The following is a 20,609-nucleotide window of genomic DNA, read 5'->3' on the forward strand; positions in this document are numbered from 1 at the left end:
GGTACACCCAGCGAAATCTACGACTCCTGAAAATACCTCTGAGCCAACCGCGTTCGGTGCGCAGCCGGAGACCCGAACAGGGAACGATTGAGCGTCGCACGTTTGAGGTAGACGTGTATCCCGCTCTCCCACGTGTAGCCCATGCCGCCGTGGAGTTGCATTGCCTTCCCGGCAATATCAACTGCCGCAGAACACGCGTACGACTTCGCCATCGCGGCTGCGACGGAAGCGTCCGACGTGTCCTGGGTTAAAGCACGCACCGCCGCCGCGACCAGAGACCTGGCAATCGTCACCTGAACGAGCATGTCCGCACACGCATGTTTGACGGCCTGAAACGAACCGATCCGACGTCCGAACTGCTCACGCACTCCGACATAGTCGACGGTCGCCTCCAACATGGCCTCGCTCAGCCCGAGGCTGTCACACGCCACTGCAACCGCAGCCCGATCACACAGTCGGGTAAGAGCATTCGACGCATCATCGCGCACACGCCACACCGATTCCGGGCCGACGACCACGCACGAGGCTGTCACGGACCCGAAGTTGCGCGTGGCATCGAGAACTTCCTGCTCCGTCACAGTCAGTCCGGCAGCCCGCGGGTCGATGTTGACAACAACGAGGTTCCCGTCAGCCTCACGTGCAGGCACAAGGTAACTGTCCGCCGCGCTCGCATCGAGCACAAAGCTCGCGTGCCCGCTCAGTTGGTAACCATCTGCATTCTGGTCGATACGGAAGGTGCTCTCCCCCAACGTTTCACCACCGAGAACAACAATCGGAGCCGCGTATCCGGCGGCGGTATCGCACAACAGCCGATCTCGTTCCGGCCGCGATTCCAGCAGATTGAGCGCGCCGACGCCAAGTGCCGCAACAGTCGCGTATCGGGTGCGCGAAGCCGTACGACCGATTTCCTGCAGGACTAGCGCGACCTCCCCGAACGTTGCGTCGGCGCCGTCGAATTCCGCCTGCACCTCGAGACCAACTGCACCGGAGCGAGCAATCAGTCCCCAGTCCACCTCCCCGTTCACCGCCTCACTACCGGACTTTGCCAGAATCTCACGCACCATTGCGCGCAGTTCTGCGTGCACTTCGGCAAGTTCTGTAAGCGACGACGACATCAGTGGCCTCTCGGTTCGCGAGGGAGGCCGAGGCCGCGCTCGCCGATAATGGTGCGTTGGATTTCGCTGGTTCCACCGGGGATCGTCCATTCCCACGAGCCGATGAAGTCCAGAACCCACGCACCGGATTCCCACCCACTCGACAAAGGTTTGCGCAGCACGGTGTGCGCGGAAAGGCCCGCGATGTCGGCGCCGAAATCCGTCATCCGTTGCAGGAGTTCGCTGTAGTGCAACTTCACAATGGATGCATCCGCCGGACCAGGCCGGGGATTAGCGGCAAAGTCTGCGCACAGCGCGCGCAATCCCGTCAGTTCGATCTCGAGTGACGCCAGTTCATCTGCCACCAGAGCATCGCCGCGGTGACGCGAACACAACTCCACCAGCCACCGAAACCCGCTCGAGCCCAGGCGCTCTGCAAGCTCGAGCATAGTCATCCCACGTTCGGCGCCAAGCGTTTCCTGCGCAACCTGCCATCCCTCGTTGGGCCGGCCGACCAGTTGCGACGCCGGGATGACAACGTCGTCGAGAAATATCTCGCAGAAGTGCGACTCGCCGGTGGCCTGCCGGATCGGCCGGACCTCGATTCCCGGAGTTTTCATATCCATCAGAAAGTACGAAATGCCCTGCCGCTTCGGTGCGTTCGGGTCGGTTCGAGCCAGGAGAAGGCACCAGTCCGCGTACATCGCGCCACTCGCCCACAGCTTTTGTCCCTTGACGACGTAGGCATCCCCGTCCCGTCGCGCTGTCGTCTTCAGTGCCGCCATGTCCGATCCTGCTCCCGGTTCGGAGAAACCCTGACACCAGATTTCGCCGTCGAGGATCGCCGGTAGATGACGACGCCGCTGTTCGTCGGTCCCCGCCGCAAGCAGCGTCGACGCTGCATGATGGATCGAGACGAACGGCAGCACGAGGCGCGGCGCGTCATGGGCCGCAAGCTCTTGATACAGGACGATTTGCCGCGGGGTGGACATCCCGCCGCCCCACTCCTGCGGCCAGTGCGGCACCGCCAGACCAGCAGTGCGGAGTTCCTGCATCCATGCCTTCTGGAACCGAACGAACTCCTCGTCCGACGCTCCGGTCTGCTCGGCTCGCCAGTCTGTCGGCACATGGGCGCGGCACCAGTCCCGCACGTTCTCGCGAAATTCGTCGAGCGAGCCACCAGGAGCGAGCACGGTCATCGGGTCACGGCCGTCGATCGCATGGCGCCAAGACGCTGCCGATGCTCGGGAGAGGTCATGGTGGCAACCTCCGCAGCAAAACCGGCTTGCATGGGACCACCGAGTGCTTGGGACAGGTACATGTTGACGATGCGTTTGGTCCCCTGTAATGCCTCGCGCGGCTGCGCCGCCAATCGCACAGCAAGGCGTCTCGCCTCCCCAACCAAGTCCTCGGGCGCGCAGGTTCGACTGGCAAGCCCCAACTCGACTGCCGTAGCAGCGGAGATTCGATCACCCGTGTACAAGAACTCTCGCGATCTCATGATCGGGGTGAGTAGCGGCCAGAAGGCAGCCCCGCCGTCGCCGGCAACCAGGCCGACGGCAACGTGCGGATCGGCAAGATAAGCGGTGTCCGACATCAGTACGACGTCACACAGGACAGCCACACTGCACCCGAGGCCTACCGCCGGACCGTTGACCGCGGCGATCACGGGAAGCGGAAATCTCAGCATCTCGTCGATGACTTCTGCACCCTCACGGATGCTTTCGTCCCGGGCAACCGGATCGTCGAGGAACGAACAGATCCAGTCCAGATCGCCACCAGCACTGAAGGCTTTGCCGGCCCCGGTCAGAATCACCACAGCCGCCTCACGATCCGCGGCCAACTGTCGCCACACGTTCGCCAGAGCCCAGTGCAGAGGTTTGTTCACGGCATTGCGTTCGGCCGGTCGATTGATCGTGACACGTCGAATCGGGCCGTCACACTCGACTGTTAGCTCTTCAGGAAGGTCGTAGGTCACAGTGTTGCCACTTCCCTTGCACCACCGATAGACGCTGCACCACCGATAGATGCTGTGTCACTGAATAGTCCGGTAAGGCCGCGACGGCCGATCCGCTGCGTCAATGCGCTACCCGTCGCCGACAAGCCGAGCGGTAGCCGCCGCAGTGGAAGGCTGTACCGCGAGAGCCACGACAGCGTGGTCTCGTCGCAGAAGCCACTCGCCCCGTGCAATTGATGTGCAACACGGAACACGATCTCGGCAGCTTCGATTGCGGCCAACCGCAGCGCAAGTGCGTCGTCGAGCGCCTCACTGCTATCGGTCTGGACGCTCCACAGTGCGTACTTCGCGAGCACCTCGAGGCCACTGCGCTGCACCTGTGCATCGGTGAGTTGGAACTGCACACTCTGCAGCTTCGCGAGCGGTTGCCCGAACTGCTCGCGCAGCAACACATGTGCGCGGGTCAGGTCCATCGCCCGATCGAGCATCCCGAGTAGCGTCCAACAGGGCAACAGCAACGCCAGCGCCACATCCTTCGCTCCGTTGTCGTCGACGAAGTTCGTGTCGAACTGCGCGACGAATGCCGTTGTGCGCGGCGAGTCCTGCGACGGGCGGACGACAACGGAGCTACGACGGCCGCCCAATGTCACTGCGGCCCAGCGTAGATCGATTCCGGATACCGGGCCGGCAGGGGCGCGATCGGCAACAACGATCAACCCGTCGACGGCAAGGTCAACCGGCCTCGCCAGCCGCTCAGCCACTGGATACGGCACAGCCCAGTAACCAGCACTGTGACACAGCGCGGCCGCCGCTTCGAGTTCATCCCTGTCACCGCGAGGATCGAGATCCCACGCGCCGAGGTCGGCCAACACCGGTGCCACAACACTGCCCCGACGCGCCGGATCCCGCTCGCCCCGCTGAATCAGTTGATCACCACCCGCAGACTCGAAGGCACGTAGGGCCGTTCGACCGTATTCGATTGCCTCGTTACTTAATTCAAGCTTCATGCGGCCGCCAGAAGTGACCGAGCAAGGAGAATTCGTTGCATCTCGATGCTTCCCGACGCCACTGTCGCGGCCTGCGAATAGCGCCAATGTTCCTCGACATCGCGGCAGAATCGTTGCGCGTCTGCGTTATCCACAACCACGCCCCCTGCAGTGTCCGACGAGTGTACGAAGGCCGCGAGTTCCGTCAGCACTTCGGCACTGTCCTGATCGAGTGTGGTCACAGCGATGCGGTATGCGGCGGCGTCGCCCGGGCGAACTGTTCCCTGGCTCTGCAACGCGACGACTTGATAGGCAAGCAGTCGAGCGCGCCGACAATGAGTCAGCATTCGCGCCCACCGGTTTCGCAATCCTTCCGGGACACTGTCCCAGCTGTCCCCGAGAACCGTTGCGGCGTCGTGCAACAGCCGTTCACAGCGCGCGTAGCGAGCGATGCCGACGCGCTCGAAGGCAAGCACTTCCTGAACCAGGCTCCAGCCTTCGTCCACCTGACCCAGCACGTTCTCTTCGGTAACCCGCACATCGTTGAAGAACACCTCGTTGAGGTGGTGCGGTCCGAGCATGGCGCGGATCGGCCTGACCTCGATATCCGGGTCGGACATCGGGACGAGAAATACCGTCAGGCCTTGCTGCCGGCGCTCACCGGTCGACGTCCGGGCAAGTAGGAAGCACCACTGCGCCATCGTGGCGTACGACGTCCAGATCTTCTGGCCGGAAATTAGCCAACCATCGCCGTCACGGCGTGCGGCAGTATGCAGCGAGGACAGATCGGAACCGGCTTCGGGCTCACTGAATCCTTGGCACCAGATGACGTCGCCTCGGGCAATCGGTGGGAGGTGCAGGCTCTGCTGCGTGCGCGTTCCGTGTCGCATGATGGTGGGCCCCACCCAGTTGACGCCCATGTATTGCGCGCCGCGCGGTTCGTGAAGCGCCCACATCTCCTCGCGAACCACCGTTTGCTCCCACACCGTGGCGCCGCGACCGCCGAACTCCTCGGGCCATGCCATGCACAGCAGTCCGCGGTCGGCAAGAATGCGGCAGAACCGCTGGGCCACATCAAGATCAGCCGGGTCATCTGTGAAGGCCCCGCGGAAATCCTCGGGAACGTGCTCCTTCACCAGCTGGCGCAGCTCACCTCGGAACGCCGTCGCGGCCTCACTCATCGTGAAGTCCATGGGAATTACATTAGTTCAATCCTAATAAGGATAGCAATACTTGGAGGTGCGAGATTCTCCGTCTAGGATTCACCCCATGAGCAAAAAGGTGCCCGTGTGAATACCGGCGGGCGCGGCCGCGTCCCGCAGCGCCGCATTGCAGAAACAGTTGCCGACGAACTTCGCGACCACATCCTCGCCGACGACAACTACCGACTCGCCACCCAGGAACAGCTGGTCAAAGACTTCGGTGTCAGCTACCCGTCCATCCGGGAAGCACTGCGCATACTCGAGACCGAGGGATTGGTGACGGTACGGCGCGGCAATGTCGGCGGCGCCGACGTGCATCGCCCCGACGAAGTTTCGGCCGCCTACCACCTTGGTCTCTCCCTTCAAGCCGCGCGAGTCACGTTGCGCGACCTCGCATCCGGCCTCCAGATGCTGGAACCCCTCTGCGCATCCGAATGTGCGAAGCGGGCGGACCGCAACCGCGTCGTAGTACCGGCACTGACCGCGTCCATCGACGCATCTGCGCGAAAGATCGGCGACGGCGTCGCCTTCACTCACGCGGCGCGCGAGTTTCACGATCTTGTCGTGTCCTTCACCCCGAATGCCACCATTCGCTATGCGGTGAGTAGCTATGTTGCCCTGTGGTCCGCGCAGGAAGAAGCCTGGGCGGAGGCACTCACCGTTCGTGGGGAGTATCCGTCAGAGGGCGAAGCGGAGGAAGCGGTTCGCACGCATCGCCGCATAGTCGAAGAAATCGCAGCCGGACGATCAGCCGAAGCGGAGCGCCTGGCGCGCGTTCACCTCGCGGCTACCCAGTCACTTGTTCTCGAGCGCTTCGGTGAGACCGTCGTCAATGCCTCGGTTGCCATGTCACGGCAAGCAATCCACTCCAACAGGCGATCGCGACTCACCTAGACAACTTGACCCAAGTTCGCTCGACGCAACGCGAGCGAACTCCCGCGACTCCAATGAACCGCTACCAGCAGGCAGCGATCCGAGCAGCGGAACACCGGTCACCGACACAAGATCGTCGCGGTTGCACTGCTCAGCCAGCCCTGGTTCGTCCGGCCACGACCCGATCACCAGACCGGAGCACCGAACATCCCTGTGTGCCAACGCTTCCACACTGAGCGCGCAGTGGTTGAGCGTTCCCAACCCGGCAGCGGCAACGAGGACGGCAGGCGCCCCCAGTTCCGCTGCGACATCGCGCACCGTGAAGTTGCCTGCACCCAGGCGAACCAGGACTCCGCCGGCACCTTCGATCAGCGTCAGGTCGTGAGCGGCATCCAACTCTCGCGCGCAGGCCAGTACCGCGCCCATCGTGAGCATCGGAAGGCCGCTGCGCCGAGCGGCGGTGTCGGGCGCCAACGGATCGGGATACCGCGCCAATTCGGCCAGCGTGACGCCGCCGCCGGTCAGACGATCGATCTCGGCCAGATCCCCGGGTTCACCGAGTCCGACGCCGGTCTGCGCCGGCTTGAGGACAGCAACCGAGCGCCCAGACTGCAGCGCCAACGACGCCAATGCCGCCGTCACCACGGTCTTTCCGACGTCCGTCGACGTCCCCGTCACCACGAGAATGCTCATACCGCGGCCTCCGCCAGGACATTTCCGAGAATCTGACCGATCTGGTCCATCTCGGCTCGCGACAGGGAAGCGCGAGCGGTGAGTCGCAGACGCGACGTTCCTTCGGGAACCGACGGCGGCCGGAAACAACCGACGTGCAACCCCTGCCGACGACACTCGGCGGCCGCGTCGTACGCCCGTTGCGGATCACCGAGAACAACTGACACGACGGCAGATTCAGGCGTTCCGACGCCGGTGATCGCGGCCAGCTCCGACGCACGATCCAATACGTCCTTCGCGCGCGACGGCTCCCGACGAAGAACCGTCAGCGCTGCCCGTGCCGCACCCACTGCTGCGGGCGCCAGCCCCGTGTCGAAGATGAACGTTCGTGCCGAATCGATCAAATGTGCGCGAACCTTACTGTGCCCCAAGACAACCCCACCCTGACTTGCGAGGGACTTGGACAACGTTGCAGTCACCACTACGTCCGGTTCACCGGCAAGACCGACTTCGTGCACCAGACCGCGCCCACCGCTCCCCCGGACACCGATACCGTGGGCCTCGTCGACCAGCAACAACGCGCCGTTTTCGCGGCAGATGCCGTGCAACGCGCGAAGCGGGGCCAGATCGCCGTCGGCGCTGAACACCGAATCGGTGACCACCAGGGCGCGCTCCTCGGTTCGTGACTCGAGCTGCGCCGCGACGAAGTCGATGTCGGAATGCGGAGCAACCACCACCCTCGCCCGCGAGAGACGACACGCGTCGACCAACGACGCATGCGAACCGGCGTCGGAAATGATCAACGACCCCGGCCCTGACAATGCCGTGACCGCACCGAGATTGGCGGTGTAGCCCGACGAGAAGACCAAGGCGGAATCGGACCCGACAAACTCTGCGAGCTCGAGTTCGAGTAATTCGTGTTCGGTCGTGGTTCCCGTCACGAGTCGCGAACCCGTGGCCCCGGCACCCCACTTCTCCAGTGCGGCCATGGCGCCGGCAATCACCTCGGGATGGCGCACCAATCCGAGGTAGTCATTGGACGCGAGGTCGATCAGCGGCGAGTCGGCAGTTCGCGGGCGCACATCACGGCGCAATCCGGCGGCGCGGCGTTCCGTTTCGACGGCAGTGAGCCAGTTCAACGAGGTAGTCACATTTCCGACCATACTTGAACGCCGTTCAAGCATGTCGCTATGGTGCAGGTGTGCACACACTCGGACAGGAATCAGCCACCGTCTCCGCGATCGACGCCGCGCACCTCTGGCATCCGTACGGAGCGTTTCCGGCAACAACCGAACCACTGGTCGTCGACAGCGCACATGGCGCCACCTTGACGTTGTCGGACGGCACCCAACTCGTCGACGGCATGAGTTCGTGGTGGGCTGCGATCCACGGCTACCGCAATCCGGTTCTCGACGCCGCCGCGGTATCCCAACTCGGCAAGATGAGTCACGTCATGTTCGGCGGACTCACCCATGAACCCGCGGCCACACTCGCAAAACTCCTCGTGGATATCACCCCGGCGGGGCTCGAGAAGGTCTTTCTCTCGGACTCCGGTTCCGTCGCCGTCGAAGTTGCCGTCAAGATGTGTCTGCAGTACTGGCGCAGTCTCGGAAAACCGTCGAAGAATCGCCTGATGACGTGGCGCGGTGGATACCACGGCGATACGTTCACCCCGATGAGCGTCTGTGACCCCGACGGCGGCATGCACTCCCTCTGGACCGACGTTCTCCGCGCTCAGGTTTTTGCGGACGCACCGCCAACCGAGTATCACCCCGAGTACGTCCGGCATCTCGACGGATTGCTCGCGGCGCATCAGCACGAACTGGCTGCGGTCATTGTCGAGCCTGTTGTTCAGGGCGCAGGCGGTATGCGATTCCACGACCCCGCCTACCTCGTCGACCTTCGAGCGCTCTGCGACAAGTACAACGTCCTTCTGGTCTTCGACGAAATCGCGACCGGTTTCGGCCGAACCGGTGAACTGTTTGCCGCCGATCACGTCGGCGTCAGCCCAGACGTCATGTGCGTCGGCAAAGCTCTGACCGGTGGATATTTGAGCCTGGCAGCCACTTTGTGCACCACCGACATGGCCGAGGCCATCACCGCAGGCGAGGGCGGCGGCCTGATGCACGGGCCGACGTTCATGGGCAATCCACTGGCCTGCGCAATCGCAGTCGCGTCCACCGAACTCCTGCTGGCGATGGACTGGCGACGCGACGTGACGAGACTGACCGAGGGACTCGATCGAGGACTCGCGGACGCACAGTCGATCCGAGGCGTGAAGGACATCCGAGTTCTCGGCGGTATCGGAGTTCTCGAACTCGACCGTCCGGTCGACATGCGCAGCGCCACCGATGCCGCGGTCAGATCAGGTGTGTGGCTGCGCCCGTTCCGCAACCTCGTGTACACGATGCCGCCGTATCTCTGCTCCGCCCACGAGGTGGAACAGATCACAGCCGCAATGCTCGAAGTCGCCCGCAGCCAGGCCTGACGAGGTTGCAGGGAAAGCGGTCCGACAGGAGGGTGTCCGACGTGGGCGATAGGGTTCGTTCATGGAGCAGTCGCCGACAGACAAACCTGCCAGCACACCGATCGCCGTGTGGCCGGGCAGCGCATATCCTCTGGGCGCGACGTACGACGGCGCAGGGACCAACTTCTCCCTGTTCTCCGAAGTTGCCGACGCCGTCGAACTCTGCCTGATCGCCAAGGACGGAACCGAAACCCGAATCCGGATGGACGAAGTGGACGGATACGTCTGGCACGCCTACCTGCCCTCGGTATCCCCCGGTCAGCGCTACGGTTACCGGGTGCACGGTCCGTACGATCCATCTGCCGGACTGCGCTGTGACCCCAGCAAATTGTTGCTCGACCCGTACGGCAAGGCCTTTGCCGGCGACTTCGACGGTGATCGTTCGCTGTTCTCCTACGACATCGATGCGGCCGACATGGCTGAAGCGAACGACGACAACACGATTCCTGACACCGGCGAACTCGAGGAAACTGCTGCCGAAGAACCTACCGGCGAAGAAACAGGCATCGACGAAACAGTTGCCGAAGCAACCCAGGCCGAAGAAACACCCGAAGACGACACCGTCGATACCGGCGACACCGCAATCGAAGACGACGAGTTGGTCGACGAACCCTCGACTATCTCTTTCCCGCAGCATGATTCGCTCGGTCACACGATGTCTACCGTAGTGATCAACCCATTCTTCGACTGGGCGTCGGACCGCTCACCCGGGCGCCCGTACCACGAAACCGTGATCTACGAGGCGCACGTCAAGGGCATGACCGCCGCGCATCCCGGAATTCCGGAGGAGCTGCGCGGAACCTATGCCGGACTGGCACATCCGGTGATCATCGACCACCTGACCAACCTCGGAGTCACCGCCATCGAACTGATGCCGGTGCACCAATTCATGCACGATCAGGTGCTGCTCGATCAGGGACTGCGAAACTACTGGGGTTACAACACCTTCGGCTTTCTCGCTCCACACACCGACTACTCCTCGGCCGCCAAACCCGATGCGGCCGTGGCGGAATTCAAGGCCATGGTGCGCAGCTTCCACCAGGCGGGTATCGAGGTGATCCTCGACGTGGTCTACAACCACACTGCCGAGGGAAACCACATGGGGCCGACCATCAGCTTCCGCGGAATCGACAACGCCGCCTACTACCGCCTGGTCGACGGCGACGAAGCGCACTACATGGACTACACCGGCACCGGAAACAGCCTCAATGCCCGTCATCCGCACACGTTGCAACTCATCATGGACTCGCTGCGTTACTGGGTCACCGAAATGCACGTCGACGGATTCCGTTTCGACCTCGCGTCCACACTGGCCCGCGAACTGCACGACGTCGACCGACTGTCCGCGTTCTTCGATCTGGTGCAACAAGATCCGGTTGTCAGTCAGGTCAAGCTGATTGCCGAGCCGTGGGACATCGGAGAAGGCGGCTACCAGGTCGGCAACTTCCCCGGACTGTGGACCGAATGGAACGGCAAATACCGCGACACGGTTCGTGACTACTGGCGCGGCGAACCGGCAACACTCGGCGAATTCGCGTCCAGGCTCACCGGATCGTCCGATCTGTACGAGGCCACCGGTCGGCGTCCCGGCGCCAGCATCAATTTTGTCATCGCTCACGACGGTTTCACTCTCCACGACCTCGTCTCGTACAACGAGAAGCACAACGAAGCCAACGGCGAGAACAACAATGACGGCGAATCACATAATCGGTCCTGGAACTGTGGCGTCGAAGGCCCCACCGACGACCCCGAGATCCTCGAACTCCGCGCACGCCAGAGTCGCAACATTCTTGCCACGCTGATGCTGAGTCAGGGCACCCCGATGCTCGCACACGGCGACGAAATGGGCCGAACTCAGCTGGGTAACAACAACGTCTACTGTCAGGACTCCGAACTGTCCTGGATGGACTGGTCACTGGCGGAGACCAACGCCGACCTCGTCGAGTTCACCAAACGCGCTATCGCGTTGCGCGCCAAGAACCCCGTGTTCCGGCGTCGACGGTTCTTCGAGGGTCGGCCCATCCGCAGTGGTGATCAGAGCCGTGACATCGCGTGGCTCACTCCCGCCGGCGAGGAAATGACACCGGCGGATTGGGACAGCGGTTTCGGTAAATCGTTAGCCGTGTTCCTCAACGGCGAAGCTATCCCCGAGCCGAACTACCGCGGCGAGCGCGTAGTGGGCGATTCATTCCTGTTGTGTTTCAACGCCCATTACGAAGACATGGAATTCTCCACTCCCAATGCCGACTATGCGGCGGAGTGGACGGTGGTACTCGACACCTCGATGCCCACCGGCGAAAGCGATGTGGTGATTGAAGCCGGAACGGTTCTGGGCGTCCGCGCTCGTGCATTGATGGTCCTTCGCAGAACGGCCTGAGGAGACAACGATGACGCCGATCACCAGCACGTACCGCCTGCAACTGCGACCAGACGCGTTCACGCTCCACGACGCGGCCGGTATCGTCGATTACCTTGACACTCTGGGAGTTTCACATCTCTACCTCTCCCCCGTCCTGACGGCGACGTCCGGATCGACCCACGGGTACGACGTCACCGACCCCACCACCGTCGCTGAGGGTCTCGGTGGCCGAGAGGCACTGGTGAAGCTGTCGGGCGTGTGCCGAGAACGCGGCATGGGACTGATCGTCGATTTGGTGCCCAATCACGTCGGAGTGGCCAAACCCCACGAAAATGCTTGGTGGTGGGATGTTCTCACGTACGGGCGGGCATCTACGTACGCAGACTTCTTCGACATCGACTGGGACAAGGACAACGGGGCGGACGGAAAGCTAGCTCTCCCGGTGTTGGGAAAGCCCGCTGATCTCGACTCCCTCACCGTCGATCACGCCACCGCGACACCGCTTCTCGCATTCTACGAACATCGGTTCCCCATCGCCCCGGGAACAGGCACGGGATCGGCTCAGGAAATCCACGCCCGTCAGTCGTACCGGCTTGTTCCGTGGGACGCCGGAATCATCACTTACCGGAGATTTTTTGCCGTCAACGAACTCGCGGCATTGCGCCAAGAAGATCCGCGGGTTTTCGAACTCTGCCACCGTGAACTGAAATCGTGGGTCGACGAGGGCCTGATCGACGGGGTTCGGATCGATCATCCCGACGGACTTGCCGATCCGGTGGAATACCTCGAACGCCTTCGATCGTTGCTGGGACCGGATCAGTGGATCGTGATCGAGAAGATTCTCGGGCACAGCGAACCACTCGATCCATTACTTCCCGTCGACGGCACCACCGGGTACGACGCTCTGAACCAACTGGGCGGAGTATTTGTCGATCCCAGCGGCGAGCACGAGCTTTCCGAACTGTCCGGCGCCTTGACCGGCAACGACGGCGACAGCACCTGGCTACATCACACAGAACGTCAGTTCAAACGTGAGACGGCGCGCGGTGAACTCGCCCCTGAAATCCGTCGCCTGGTGCGGGCTATTCGCAGCGAAACCGGAACCCGATGCAGCGACAAGGCGCTCAATGACGCAGTTGTGGTTGTCATCGCACGAATGCCGGTGTACCGCTCCGACTACAGCCCCCTTGCCGGTCTGACGGCTCGGATTGTCGGCGGAATCCACGAACTTGCTCCTGGCCACGAAGAAGCCTTCAACGCCCTGGCGCAGGCATTGTCCGGCGGCGGCGAGGCGGCGGTCCGCTTCCAGCAGGTGTGCGGCGCAGTGATGGCAAAATCCGTCGAGGACCGGTTGTTCTATCGGACTGCGCGATTGATCTCGCGGCAAGAAGTCGGGGGCAATCCGGCCGCGTTCTCCATTTCAGTTGCCGAGTTCCACCTCGCCAATTCCGATCGGGCTCGACTGTGGCCCGCAGCGATGACCTCCCTGTCCACCCACGACACCAAACGCGGCGAAGACGTTCGCGCCCGGATCAACGTCCTGTCGCAGATGCCGGAAGTGTGGTCGAGGCTGGTGCAAGACTGGGAAGAGGTGGAACCCAGCCCCGAACCGATGACAGGATTGTTCCTCTGGCAGAACATCGTCGGCGTGTGGCCGGTGGGTGAGGCTGCCCCCGACTTCCGCTCACGTCTGCACGCATACGCCGAGAAGGCAATTCGCGAGGCCGCGCTCGCGACCTCGTGGAATTCTCCGGATTCGTCATTCGAGACGGCAGTCCACACCTGGATCGACAACGTCATCGACGGCCCGGTCGCCGCATCGATCACACAACTTGTCTCCCGCATCGCCCGACATGCCTGGTCTGACTCGTTGGGACAGAAACTACTTCAGATCTGCGGACCGGGAATCCCGGACATCTACCAGGGCACCGAACTCTGGGAAGATTCGCTGGTGGACCCGGACAACCGTCGATTGATCGACTTCGATGTCCGTCGCGGGCTGATTGACAGCACCGAAACCTCCGTCGACGCGACCGGCGCAGCAAAACTCCATGTAGTTCGCACCGCGCTGACATTGCGACGCGAGTACCCCTCTTGGTTTGTCGGCGGCACCTATCTCCCGGTTCTGGCATCCGGTGAGAGCTCAGGGCACGTCGTCGGATTCTCGCGCGGTCCTCGAGGTGGGAAGGCCGCCGTCGTTGCACTAGCTACCCGGCATTCGATGGTCCTCGCAGATCACGGCTGGGGTGACACGGTGATCGGGCTACCGGAGGGCCGCTGGACCGACAATGCAACCGGCAACGTCATCGAGTCGTCTCGTGCCGGCGATATTTTCCGCGGCGGTCCTACTGCTCTACTGATTCGCGAGACCGAATCACCGTGAACCGGGCCTGCCCGTGTATTCCGGTGAGCGGGTTACGTGTCCTGCAACACACTTTCCCACGCTAACTTTCTTGGTACCAGCACTACAGGACCATCGAGAGGTTGCACACTATGTCCACAGGTCGCTACACCGGCAAGGTCGCATTCATCACGGGAGCCGCTCGCGGTCAGGGCCGCGCCGAAGCAGTTCGGCTCGCCGAGGAAGGCGCCGACATCATCGCCGTCGACGCGTGCGTCCAATTCGATTCCACCTCGTATACCGGAGCAACCGAAGACGACTTGGCCGAGACCGTCGAACTGGTCAAGGCACTCGACCGCCGAATCGTCGCCACCAAGACCGATGTCCGCGACTTCGACGCGCTCTCGGCCGCACTCGACTCCGGTATCGCCGAACTCGGCCGCCTCGACGTCGTAGTTGCCAATGCCGGAATCTGTTCCGCGAACATGTCCTGGGAGATCACGCCCGAGCAGTGGAAGGAAACGCTCGACGTCAACCTCACCGGCGTCTTCTACACCGCGAAAGCCGCAATCCCGCACCTGATCAAGCAGGGCACCGGCGGCTCGATCATCTTCACCAGTTCCGTGGCCGGCCTGCGCGGGCTTCCGTTTCTCGGCCACTACGTCGCCAGCAAACACGGCATCACCGGTCTCGCGAAGACCATGGCGTCGGAGTTGGGGCAGTACAACATTCGAGTCAACACCATCCACCCACACGGTGTGGCCACCGGGATGCAGATGACGGATATGCAACCCCTCATCGCGGAACACGCTCACACACTCGGACCGATCTTCATGCAGACCCTGCCCGATCCGGTCAGCCAGCCGGAAGACATCGCCGCAGCGGTCGCATTCCTGGGATCGGACGAAGCGCACCACATCACCGGAATTGCCATGCCGCTCGACCTGGGAACCTTGCTTCGCTGATCGAGTCACACCGAACAAAATCAATGAATGTGCAGCGGGTCTCGGGAATATCGTTCCACCGAGGCCCGTTGCGCCACACATGACCAAAACAGTGATAGCGCAGAAATACGGAAGCCCCGATGTTCTGAAGCTGATCGACGTGGAGGTTCCGCCGCCGGCGCGCGGAGAAGTACGCGTCGACGTCAAAGCAATCGGCGTCAATCCCTTCGACTACAAGCTCTACAGCGGTGCGTGGGGAACCGATCCGAGCAAACTGCCGATACATCTCGGTGGTGAGGCTGCCGGAGTTGTGTCAGCGATCGGCCCCGATGTCACGACAGTTGCCGTCGGCGACGAAGTGATCGTCAGCCCGGGAAGTGGCCTGTACTCCGAACAGGTTGTGGTTCCCTCGTCGTCCGTCACGCCAAAACCTTCTTCGATCAGTTGGGAGCAGGCGGCCGGACTCCTTCTCGTCGGCGGAACTGCAGTCGACGCCCTCGACACCATACGAGTCGGCTCCGGGGACACCGTCCTCATCCACGGCGCGTCCGGCGGCGTCGGCGCTATTGCGGTTCAGCTCGCCGCAGCACGCGGTGCCACCGTGATCGGCACTGCGGGAGCATCGAATCAGGACTACGTGCGCTCGCTCGGCGCCACGCCGGTGCTCTACGGCGACGGCCTCGAAGCCCGCGTTCGTGAACTCGCACCGAACGGTGTCGACGCCGCTTTCGACACCGCCGGAACTGACGAAGCCGTCGATACATCTTTGGCATTGGTCGCCGACAAGGGCCGTATCGTCACCATCGTCGCGTTCGGACGCGCGCAGACCGACGGCTTCGCGTCTGTCGGCGGAGGCAATCCGGCAAGTGCCGAAGCACGTTTGAAGGCTCGCTCCGAACTGGTCGAACAAGCCGGGTCCGGACACCTCACCGTGAAGATCGCCAAGACCTTCCCGCTCGCAGACGTCGCACTCGCTCACACCGAGTTGCAGAGTTCCCATCCCGCCGGGAAGTTCATCCTCATTCCCTGAGGTTGCCCGAGGTTCCCTAAGCCTGAGCGGCGAGTGGAACCAACAGGGTGGTGCCGAACGCGACGAGCACGGATTCGCCTTCGCGTTCGGCATGAACCTCGGCGGTGACGAATACCTGCTTGCGCCCGGTCTTGACCGAGCGTGCCGTGGCGACAAACGCAGTTCCGACCCCTGGACTCACGAAATTGACCGCGCAGTTGGACGCCGCCACTACGCCCACTTGCGTGAAAGCAGCAAATCCGCACGCGGTGTCGATAAGCCCCGCAACCAGTGCAGCGTGCAGATGTCCGGCGTACTGCCCAAGATCCTCACGCCACTCGAGTCGCAGACTCACGCGACCCGGTTCAGCCTCCGCGACCTCGAATCCGGCCCACCGGTTGAAAGCTGCCGACGCGTTGACCGCCCGCAACTGCTCGAGCATCTCGGAATTCTTCATGTAGACCAGTCTACATAGATTGTGGTGGATCGCCGGGGTGTTTAAGCTCCAACTCGTGGCGACTCCCCCGAAACACCGCGAAGCACTAGTTCGAGCAGCGGCCGATCTGTTTCGACGCCAGGGGTACGCGGCAACCGGGCTCAACGAGATCCTCAAGTCGAGCGGAGCCCCGAAAGGTTCGCTCTACCACTACTTCCCCGACGGCAAAGAGCAGATCGGCACGGAGGTCGTCCGCGTCGGCGGGCAGTTGGTGGCCAACACTCTCACCGAACTCGCCGACAACCACCCGGACGCCGGGTCGCTGCTGCGCGAGTACTCCCGGTTACTCGTCGGATGGGTGAGCGATTCAGACTTCCACGAAGGCTCACCGGTCACGACGGTGCTGTTGGAACTTGCCCCCGATTCAGAGAGCGTCACCGCCGCCGGACAGGCCGTCTACCGACAGTGGTCATCGATACTGAGTGACTCGTTGATTGCCTCGGGTGTCGCACACACTCGAGCGGAACGGCTTGCGGTACTGGCTGTATCGGCACTCGAGGGTTCACTGGTACGGGCCCGTGTCGAACAATCAGGGCAGCCGATTCTCGACTCCCTCGGCGAGGTGGCAGACCTGTTCGATGGCGCGATCGCCGCGGCGGACGTGCCCTGAGCGAAACACCGGAGACGAGCGCGCTATCGGTAGCTCATATCCGGCCGGCGTCGCCGTCACGCTGCTGCTTCGCGATTCGTCGCTGCTCCTCGGCGCGGGCACGGCACTGTCGGAGGAATTCCTCGTCCGCGGCCGGATCGGCAGCAACTGCCCGCCCGGGACGCTCGTATTCGCCGTACCCGGTAGATCCGACGTACCCCGCCGGTGCGTTATGTCCGCGCCCGACGATCAGCCACAGCACCGACCCGAGCGTCGGCAGGAAGATGATCACCAGAATCCAGACCACCTTGGGTAGGTGCTGGATGTACGCGTCGTCGCGAGTGATGGCGTCCACGATGCAGAAAATCCACAACAGCATCGTGATGAGTCCGAACAAGGCGTAAGGCACGCTGGATTTCCTCCCAGATTCGAAAAACTCCCGCCATGCTAGCTAAAACAGACCGATTAGTACATTAGGTTCGTCCGAATCGCGAATTCGAGCCACTCGCGGTAATCGTTGACATTCCAGCCTCCGATCGACCGCAGTTGCTGGTGCACGTGCGGCGAGACCAGGGCAGCGAGAACGCCCGACGCCTTGTCCACCGAAATGTCATTGCGCAACAGTCCGTGTTCGGAAAGACCTTCCGCGATCGACGTGGCATTGGCAAAGGACTGTTCCGAAGATTCCGCGGCCAGTCGACGCATATCGGCGTCGGCGCCCGACGACTGGACCGCCGTCATCATGAGTGGACCGGCCCGTTCGAGCAGACCGACGCTCTGTTCCACGATCTGCGCAACCAACCTCCGAACGTCGTCGGGATCAGAGTGGTCACGGCGCACGGGCGCACTGTCGTCGCCCGACTCCGCTTCGAGCGCATGACTGAATGCTGCCTCGAAGATCTCGAGCTTGCCCCCGGGAAATGCGGTGAAGACAGTGCGAGGGGCGACACCCGCGGCGTCGGCGATATCCTTGGCCGTCGCGCTGACGTAGCCCTTGTCGACAAAGAGCGCAGCTCCGGCATCTCGGATCAATTCACGCGTGCGCCGGGCTGCATCGCCGCGAACCTTCGACTGATAGTGCCGCTTCTCGATCACAGAAGAACTCTAGCGACCCTTTCCATCAGCTGCATTGAATGCAGTGCGGATGCAGATAAAATAATTGCAGGTCATGATCTATGTTTTCGGATGATCGATCCAACCGTCACTGCCCGGGAACACCAGAACTTCATGTCCGTCGTCATAGCGCACTAGATACGGCGGAGCGCCGTTCTCGCCGTGCACCTCGATCACCTCGGCCGACGTCTCGGGCTGACCCACCACTCGGCCCTGCACATGTAGACGATCACCTACCTGGGCATGCATGTGAATTCCTCCCTCGAGACGAGTACTCCGAATTCGGGTTCCCCACCGCGTCGTCGAATAACCCCGATGCGGCGCGGTGACAAAATCCACACCGGATTACGTGGCGTCAGCGAGGTAAACAGTGGTTCACTCTATGGTGAACGTACATTCACCTCGTCAAGGAAGGCACCCACCTTGGCTCTGCACTCGGCACCTGCCGCCCGCCGTTCCAGCGGACTCATCACCGGAATCCTCTGCCTCTCCGGAACTGTGGTCGCCCTACAGCAGACGATGGTCATTCCGCTCCTCCCCGATTTCCCGAAAATTCTCGGAATCAGTTCCGACGACGCTTCGTGGCTCGTCACGATCACGCTCCTGACGAGCGCGATCGCGACACCCATCGTCTCGCGCCTGGCCGACATGTTCGGAAAACGACGGATGATGCTGATTTCGATGGCGATGATCGTCCTCGGATCGCTGATCGCGGCTGCCGGCGGCACGTTTGTGACACTGCTCATCGGACGCGGATTGCAGGGATTTGCCATCTCGATGATTCCTGTCGGCATCAGCATCATGCGAGACGAGCTACCCAAGGACAAGGTCGCATCGGCCACGGCACTGATGAGCGCCACCCTCGGAATCGGCAGCGCGCTAGGCCTGCCGCTATCGGGATTGATCTTCGAACAGTTCGGATGGGAAGCGATATTCTGGCTTTCCGCTGCTGTCGGCGTGATGCTGATAGTCGCAGTGGCGCTTGTCATTCCCGAATCCAGCGTGCGCACCCGCGGAAAATTCGATTTCCTGGGCGCGGTCATGCTGTCCGTTGCCCTGGCAGCACTCCTCCTTGCCATCTCCAAGGGAGCGCGGTGGGGATGGACCAGCGAGCCGACAATCCTGATGTTCGTGCTCGGCTTCACCGTTCTGGCGCTGTGGTTCCCTTACGAGCTTCGCGTGACACAACCCATGGTCGACCTGCGGACCTCGGCCAAACGCCCGGTCTTGCTGACCAACCTCGCGTCAGTCATGGTCGGTTTCTCCATGTACGCCAACAATCTGTCGACGACGCAGCAACTGCAGATGCCGAAAATCTCCGGCTACGGCTTCGAACTCGGTGTAATGGCAGCCGGAATCTGCATGATCCCAGCGGGCCTCGCCATGGTCTTCTTCGCACCGGTATCCGCGAAAATCACCAAACGATTCGGAGCCAAGACAACGCTGATGGTCGGCGCAGTGGTGCTCGCCGGAGCGTATGTGGCCCGCGTCTTCCTCACCGGTTCTATTCCGCTGATCGTGATCAGTGCCGCCGTCGTCAGCATCGGCACGGCCATCGCCTACTCCGCGATGCCCATGCTGATCATGCGGTCGGTGCCCATCACGGAAACCGCGTCGGCGAACGGACTCAACTCGCTCCTGCGCTCCGTGGGCACTTCGATGTCGAGCGCCGTAGTTGCCGCGATGCTCACAGCATTGGTGATCCCGTCCGGTCCCGGCGCCGGACTGCCGTCGCTCGACGCGTTCAAGAACATCTTCTGGCTCGCTGCCCTTGCTGCCGTCGCCGCCCTGGCCGCAGCGGCCTTCATTCCGCGTTACGGCGCCAAGCCCGAATCGGCCGTGCGTCCCGTCACACCCGAAGGCTTCGAAATCCCCTCCACCGACAACGACATCGTCGTGGCAGGGCGTGTGATTCGTGCCGACAAGCGCCCGGTCAAGCAAGCCGTCGTCACCGTCATGGACATGGCCGGGTCGCCCGTGGACTGGAGTCGCGCCGACAACGAGGGAGTCTTCTCACTGGCATTGCCCGAACCGGGGCGCTATCTCGTGGTGACCAGTGCTGACGGATGGTCTCCGACGTCGCAGGTCATACGCTTCGATAATGCGGAATCAACACATACCGTGATGTTGGGCGAACGACTGACCATCTCCGGACAGGTCACCATTGCCGGCCTACTGACCTCCGGAACCGTGATCACGCTGACCAAACCGACTGGCGAATTTGTGGCCTCCACCCTCACCGACCACGCCGGACGGTACGGAATCGCGCTCCCCTCGTCTGGCCGGTACATCCTCACGGCACTCGCCGACGACGGAGCAGGCTCGCAAGCCAGACAGATTGCCGTGATCGCGCAATCGACGTCCGTCGACTTCGACGTGCCGTTGGAACAGGTCCCGGTACCGAGTCGCGTCTGAGTGCGCGGCACAGTCAAATCCGAGTGCGCGGC

19 protein-coding genes are annotated in these 20,609 nt (G+C 62.5%); 8 read left to right on the plus strand and 11 right to left on the minus strand.

Annotation, left to right across the window (positions count from 1 at the left end):
• Positions 1–17: 17 nt before the first annotated feature.
• Genes KYT97_RS06225 through KYT97_RS06245 form a run of 5 tightly spaced genes read right to left on the minus strand, consistent with a single transcriptional unit; the run spans position 18 to position 5,230 of the window.
• Entirely contained in the window at positions 18–1,115 is a 1,098-nt protein-coding gene (locus tag KYT97_RS06225) for an acyl-CoA dehydrogenase family protein (protein ID WP_219111934.1), read from the minus strand.
• Complete coding sequence (locus tag KYT97_RS06230) at positions 1,115–2,293, minus strand: acyl-CoA dehydrogenase family protein (RefSeq protein WP_219111935.1); 1,179 nt, start codon at positions 2,291–2,293, stop codon at positions 1,115–1,117. Before KYT97_RS06230 ends, KYT97_RS06225 begins: the two co-directional genes overlap by 1 nt.
• A complete protein-coding gene (locus tag KYT97_RS06235) occupies positions 2,290–3,072 on the minus strand; it encodes an enoyl-CoA hydratase/isomerase family protein (RefSeq protein ID WP_219111936.1) in 783 nt (260 codons plus the stop codon). Before KYT97_RS06235 ends, KYT97_RS06230 begins: the two co-directional genes overlap by 4 nt.
• Positions 3,069–4,058: an acyl-CoA dehydrogenase family protein gene (locus KYT97_RS06240; protein ID WP_219111937.1), complete on the minus strand. Its 990-nt coding sequence runs from the start codon at positions 4,056–4,058 to the stop codon at positions 3,069–3,071. The genes KYT97_RS06235 and KYT97_RS06240 overlap by 4 nt, the downstream gene beginning before the upstream one ends.
• Complete coding sequence (locus tag KYT97_RS06245) at positions 4,055–5,230, minus strand: acyl-CoA dehydrogenase family protein (RefSeq protein ID WP_219111938.1); 1,176 nt, start codon at positions 5,228–5,230, stop codon at positions 4,055–4,057. Before KYT97_RS06245 ends, KYT97_RS06240 begins: the two co-directional genes overlap by 4 nt.
• A 96-nt stretch (positions 5,231–5,326) precedes the next feature.
• Here KYT97_RS06245 and KYT97_RS06250 point away from each other — a divergent pair, with 96 nt between their 5' ends.
• Positions 5,327–6,133: a FadR/GntR family transcriptional regulator gene (locus tag KYT97_RS06250; RefSeq protein WP_033230967.1), complete on the plus strand. Its 807-nt coding sequence runs from the start codon at positions 5,327–5,329 to the stop codon at positions 6,131–6,133.
• Here the strand turns inward: KYT97_RS06250 and bioD are convergent.
• Both bioD and KYT97_RS06260 read right to left on the minus strand, forming a co-directional pair.
• A complete protein-coding gene (bioD, locus tag KYT97_RS06255; RefSeq protein WP_033230968.1) occupies positions 6,089–6,805 on the minus strand; it encodes a dethiobiotin synthase in 717 nt (238 codons plus the stop codon). The genes KYT97_RS06250 and bioD overlap by 45 nt on opposite strands.
• Complete coding sequence (locus KYT97_RS06260) at positions 6,802–7,947, minus strand: 8-amino-7-oxononanoate synthase (protein WP_033230969.1); 1,146 nt, start codon at positions 7,945–7,947, stop codon at positions 6,802–6,804. The genes bioD and KYT97_RS06260 overlap by 4 nt, the downstream gene beginning before the upstream one ends.
• A gap of 38 nt (positions 7,948–7,985) precedes the next feature.
• Between KYT97_RS06260 and KYT97_RS06265 the strand changes: the two genes are divergently transcribed.
• From KYT97_RS06265 to KYT97_RS06285, 5 genes are all read left to right on the plus strand, one after another.
• Positions 7,986–9,272: an adenosylmethionine--8-amino-7-oxononanoate transaminase gene (locus KYT97_RS06265; RefSeq protein WP_095886489.1), complete on the plus strand. Its 1,287-nt coding sequence runs from the start codon at positions 7,986–7,988 to the stop codon at positions 9,270–9,272.
• 61 nt (positions 9,273–9,333) lie between these two features.
• Positions 9,334–11,688 carry a glycogen debranching protein GlgX gene (glgX, locus tag KYT97_RS06270; protein ID WP_219111939.1) on the plus strand — a complete coding sequence of 785 codons (2,355 nt, stop codon included), beginning with the start codon at positions 9,334–9,336 and terminating at the stop codon, positions 11,686–11,688.
• A 10-nt stretch (positions 11,689–11,698) separates the two neighbouring features.
• Positions 11,699–14,053, plus strand: coding sequence for a malto-oligosyltrehalose synthase (gene treY / locus KYT97_RS06275; RefSeq protein WP_045070258.1), 2,355 nt, complete (start codon positions 11,699–11,701; stop codon positions 14,051–14,053).
• Positions 14,054–14,163: 110 nt separating this feature from the next.
• Positions 14,164–14,976: a mycofactocin-coupled SDR family oxidoreductase gene (locus tag KYT97_RS06280; protein WP_092800635.1), complete on the plus strand. Its 813-nt coding sequence runs from the start codon at positions 14,164–14,166 to the stop codon at positions 14,974–14,976.
• Positions 14,977–15,055: 79 nt separating this feature from the next.
• Positions 15,056–15,985 carry an NADP-dependent oxidoreductase gene (locus tag KYT97_RS06285; RefSeq protein WP_045070263.1) on the plus strand — a complete coding sequence of 310 codons (930 nt, stop codon included), beginning with the start codon at positions 15,056–15,058 and terminating at the stop codon, positions 15,983–15,985.
• A gap of 16 nt (positions 15,986–16,001) precedes the next feature.
• Here KYT97_RS06285 and KYT97_RS06290 read toward each other — a convergent pair whose 3' ends face one another.
• On the minus strand, positions 16,002–16,421 hold the full coding sequence (locus KYT97_RS06290) for a PaaI family thioesterase (RefSeq protein ID WP_239654798.1): 420 nt from the start codon (positions 16,419–16,421) through the stop codon (positions 16,002–16,004).
• 55 nt (positions 16,422–16,476) lie between these two features.
• On the opposite strand from KYT97_RS06290, the gene KYT97_RS06295 reads away from it, so the two are divergent.
• Positions 16,477–17,070 carry a TetR/AcrR family transcriptional regulator gene (locus tag KYT97_RS06295; RefSeq protein WP_141484449.1) on the plus strand — a complete coding sequence of 198 codons (594 nt, stop codon included), beginning with the start codon at positions 16,477–16,479 and terminating at the stop codon, positions 17,068–17,070.
• Positions 17,071–17,104: 34 nt separating this feature from the next.
• Here KYT97_RS06295 and KYT97_RS06300 read toward each other — a convergent pair whose 3' ends face one another.
• From KYT97_RS06300 to KYT97_RS06310, 3 genes are all read right to left on the minus strand, one after another.
• Complete coding sequence (locus KYT97_RS06300; RefSeq protein ID WP_141484450.1) at positions 17,105–17,458, minus strand: PLD nuclease N-terminal domain-containing protein; 354 nt, start codon at positions 17,456–17,458, stop codon at positions 17,105–17,107.
• 56 nt (positions 17,459–17,514) lie between these two features.
• Positions 17,515–18,144, minus strand: a complete 630-nt coding sequence (locus tag KYT97_RS06305) for a TetR/AcrR family transcriptional regulator (protein WP_033230976.1) — start codon at positions 18,142–18,144, stop codon at positions 17,515–17,517.
• Between the two features lie 78 nt (positions 18,145–18,222).
• Positions 18,223–18,411, minus strand: a complete 189-nt coding sequence (locus KYT97_RS06310; RefSeq protein WP_141484451.1) for a DUF1918 domain-containing protein — start codon at positions 18,409–18,411, stop codon at positions 18,223–18,225.
• A gap of 174 nt (positions 18,412–18,585) precedes the next feature.
• On the opposite strand from KYT97_RS06310, the gene KYT97_RS06315 reads away from it, so the two are divergent.
• Complete coding sequence (locus KYT97_RS06315; protein WP_033231434.1) at positions 18,586–20,577, plus strand: MFS transporter; 1,992 nt, start codon at positions 18,586–18,588, stop codon at positions 20,575–20,577.
• The last annotated feature ends 32 nt before the right edge of the window (positions 20,578–20,609 follow it).

The organism is Rhodococcus globerulus, from assembly GCF_019334125.1.
Lineage (GTDB): Bacteria > Actinomycetota > Actinomycetes > Mycobacteriales > Mycobacteriaceae > Rhodococcus_F > Rhodococcus_F globerula.

Bases quoted from the DNA above. Each gene is read 5' to 3' on its own strand.
- KYT97_RS06225 (WP_219111934.1), bottom strand. From the start codon at position 1,115: ATGTCGTCGTCGCTTACAGAACTTGCCGAAGTGCACGCAGAACTGCGC.
- KYT97_RS06230 (WP_219111935.1), bottom strand. From the start codon at position 2,293: ATGACCGTGCTCGCTCCTGGTGGCTCGCTCGACGAATTTCGCGAGAAC.
- KYT97_RS06240 (WP_219111937.1), bottom strand. From the start codon at position 4,058: ATGAAGCTTGAATTAAGTAACGAGGCAATCGAATACGGTCGAACGGCC.
- KYT97_RS06245 (WP_219111938.1), bottom strand. From the start codon at position 5,230: ATGGACTTCACGATGAGTGAGGCCGCGACGGCGTTCCGAGGTGAGCTG.
- bioD (WP_033230968.1), bottom strand. From the start codon at position 6,805: ATGAGCATTCTCGTGGTGACGGGGACGTCGACGGACGTCGGAAAGACC.
- KYT97_RS06260 (WP_033230969.1), bottom strand. From the start codon at position 7,947: ATGGTCGGAAATGTGACTACCTCGTTGAACTGGCTCACTGCCGTCGAA.
- glgX (WP_219111939.1), top strand. From the start codon at position 9,334: ATGGAGCAGTCGCCGACAGACAAACCTGCCAGCACACCGATCGCCGTG.
- treY (WP_045070258.1), top strand. From the start codon at position 11,699: ATGACGCCGATCACCAGCACGTACCGCCTGCAACTGCGACCAGACGCG.
- KYT97_RS06280 (WP_092800635.1), top strand. From the start codon at position 14,164: ATGTCCACAGGTCGCTACACCGGCAAGGTCGCATTCATCACGGGAGCC.
- KYT97_RS06285 (WP_045070263.1), top strand. From the start codon at position 15,056: ATGACCAAAACAGTGATAGCGCAGAAATACGGAAGCCCCGATGTTCTG.
- KYT97_RS06290 (WP_239654798.1), bottom strand. From the start codon at position 16,421: ATGAAGAATTCCGAGATGCTCGAGCAGTTGCGGGCGGTCAACGCGTCG.
- KYT97_RS06310 (WP_141484451.1), bottom strand. From the start codon at position 18,411: ATGCATGCCCAGGTAGGTGATCGTCTACATGTGCAGGGCCGAGTGGTG.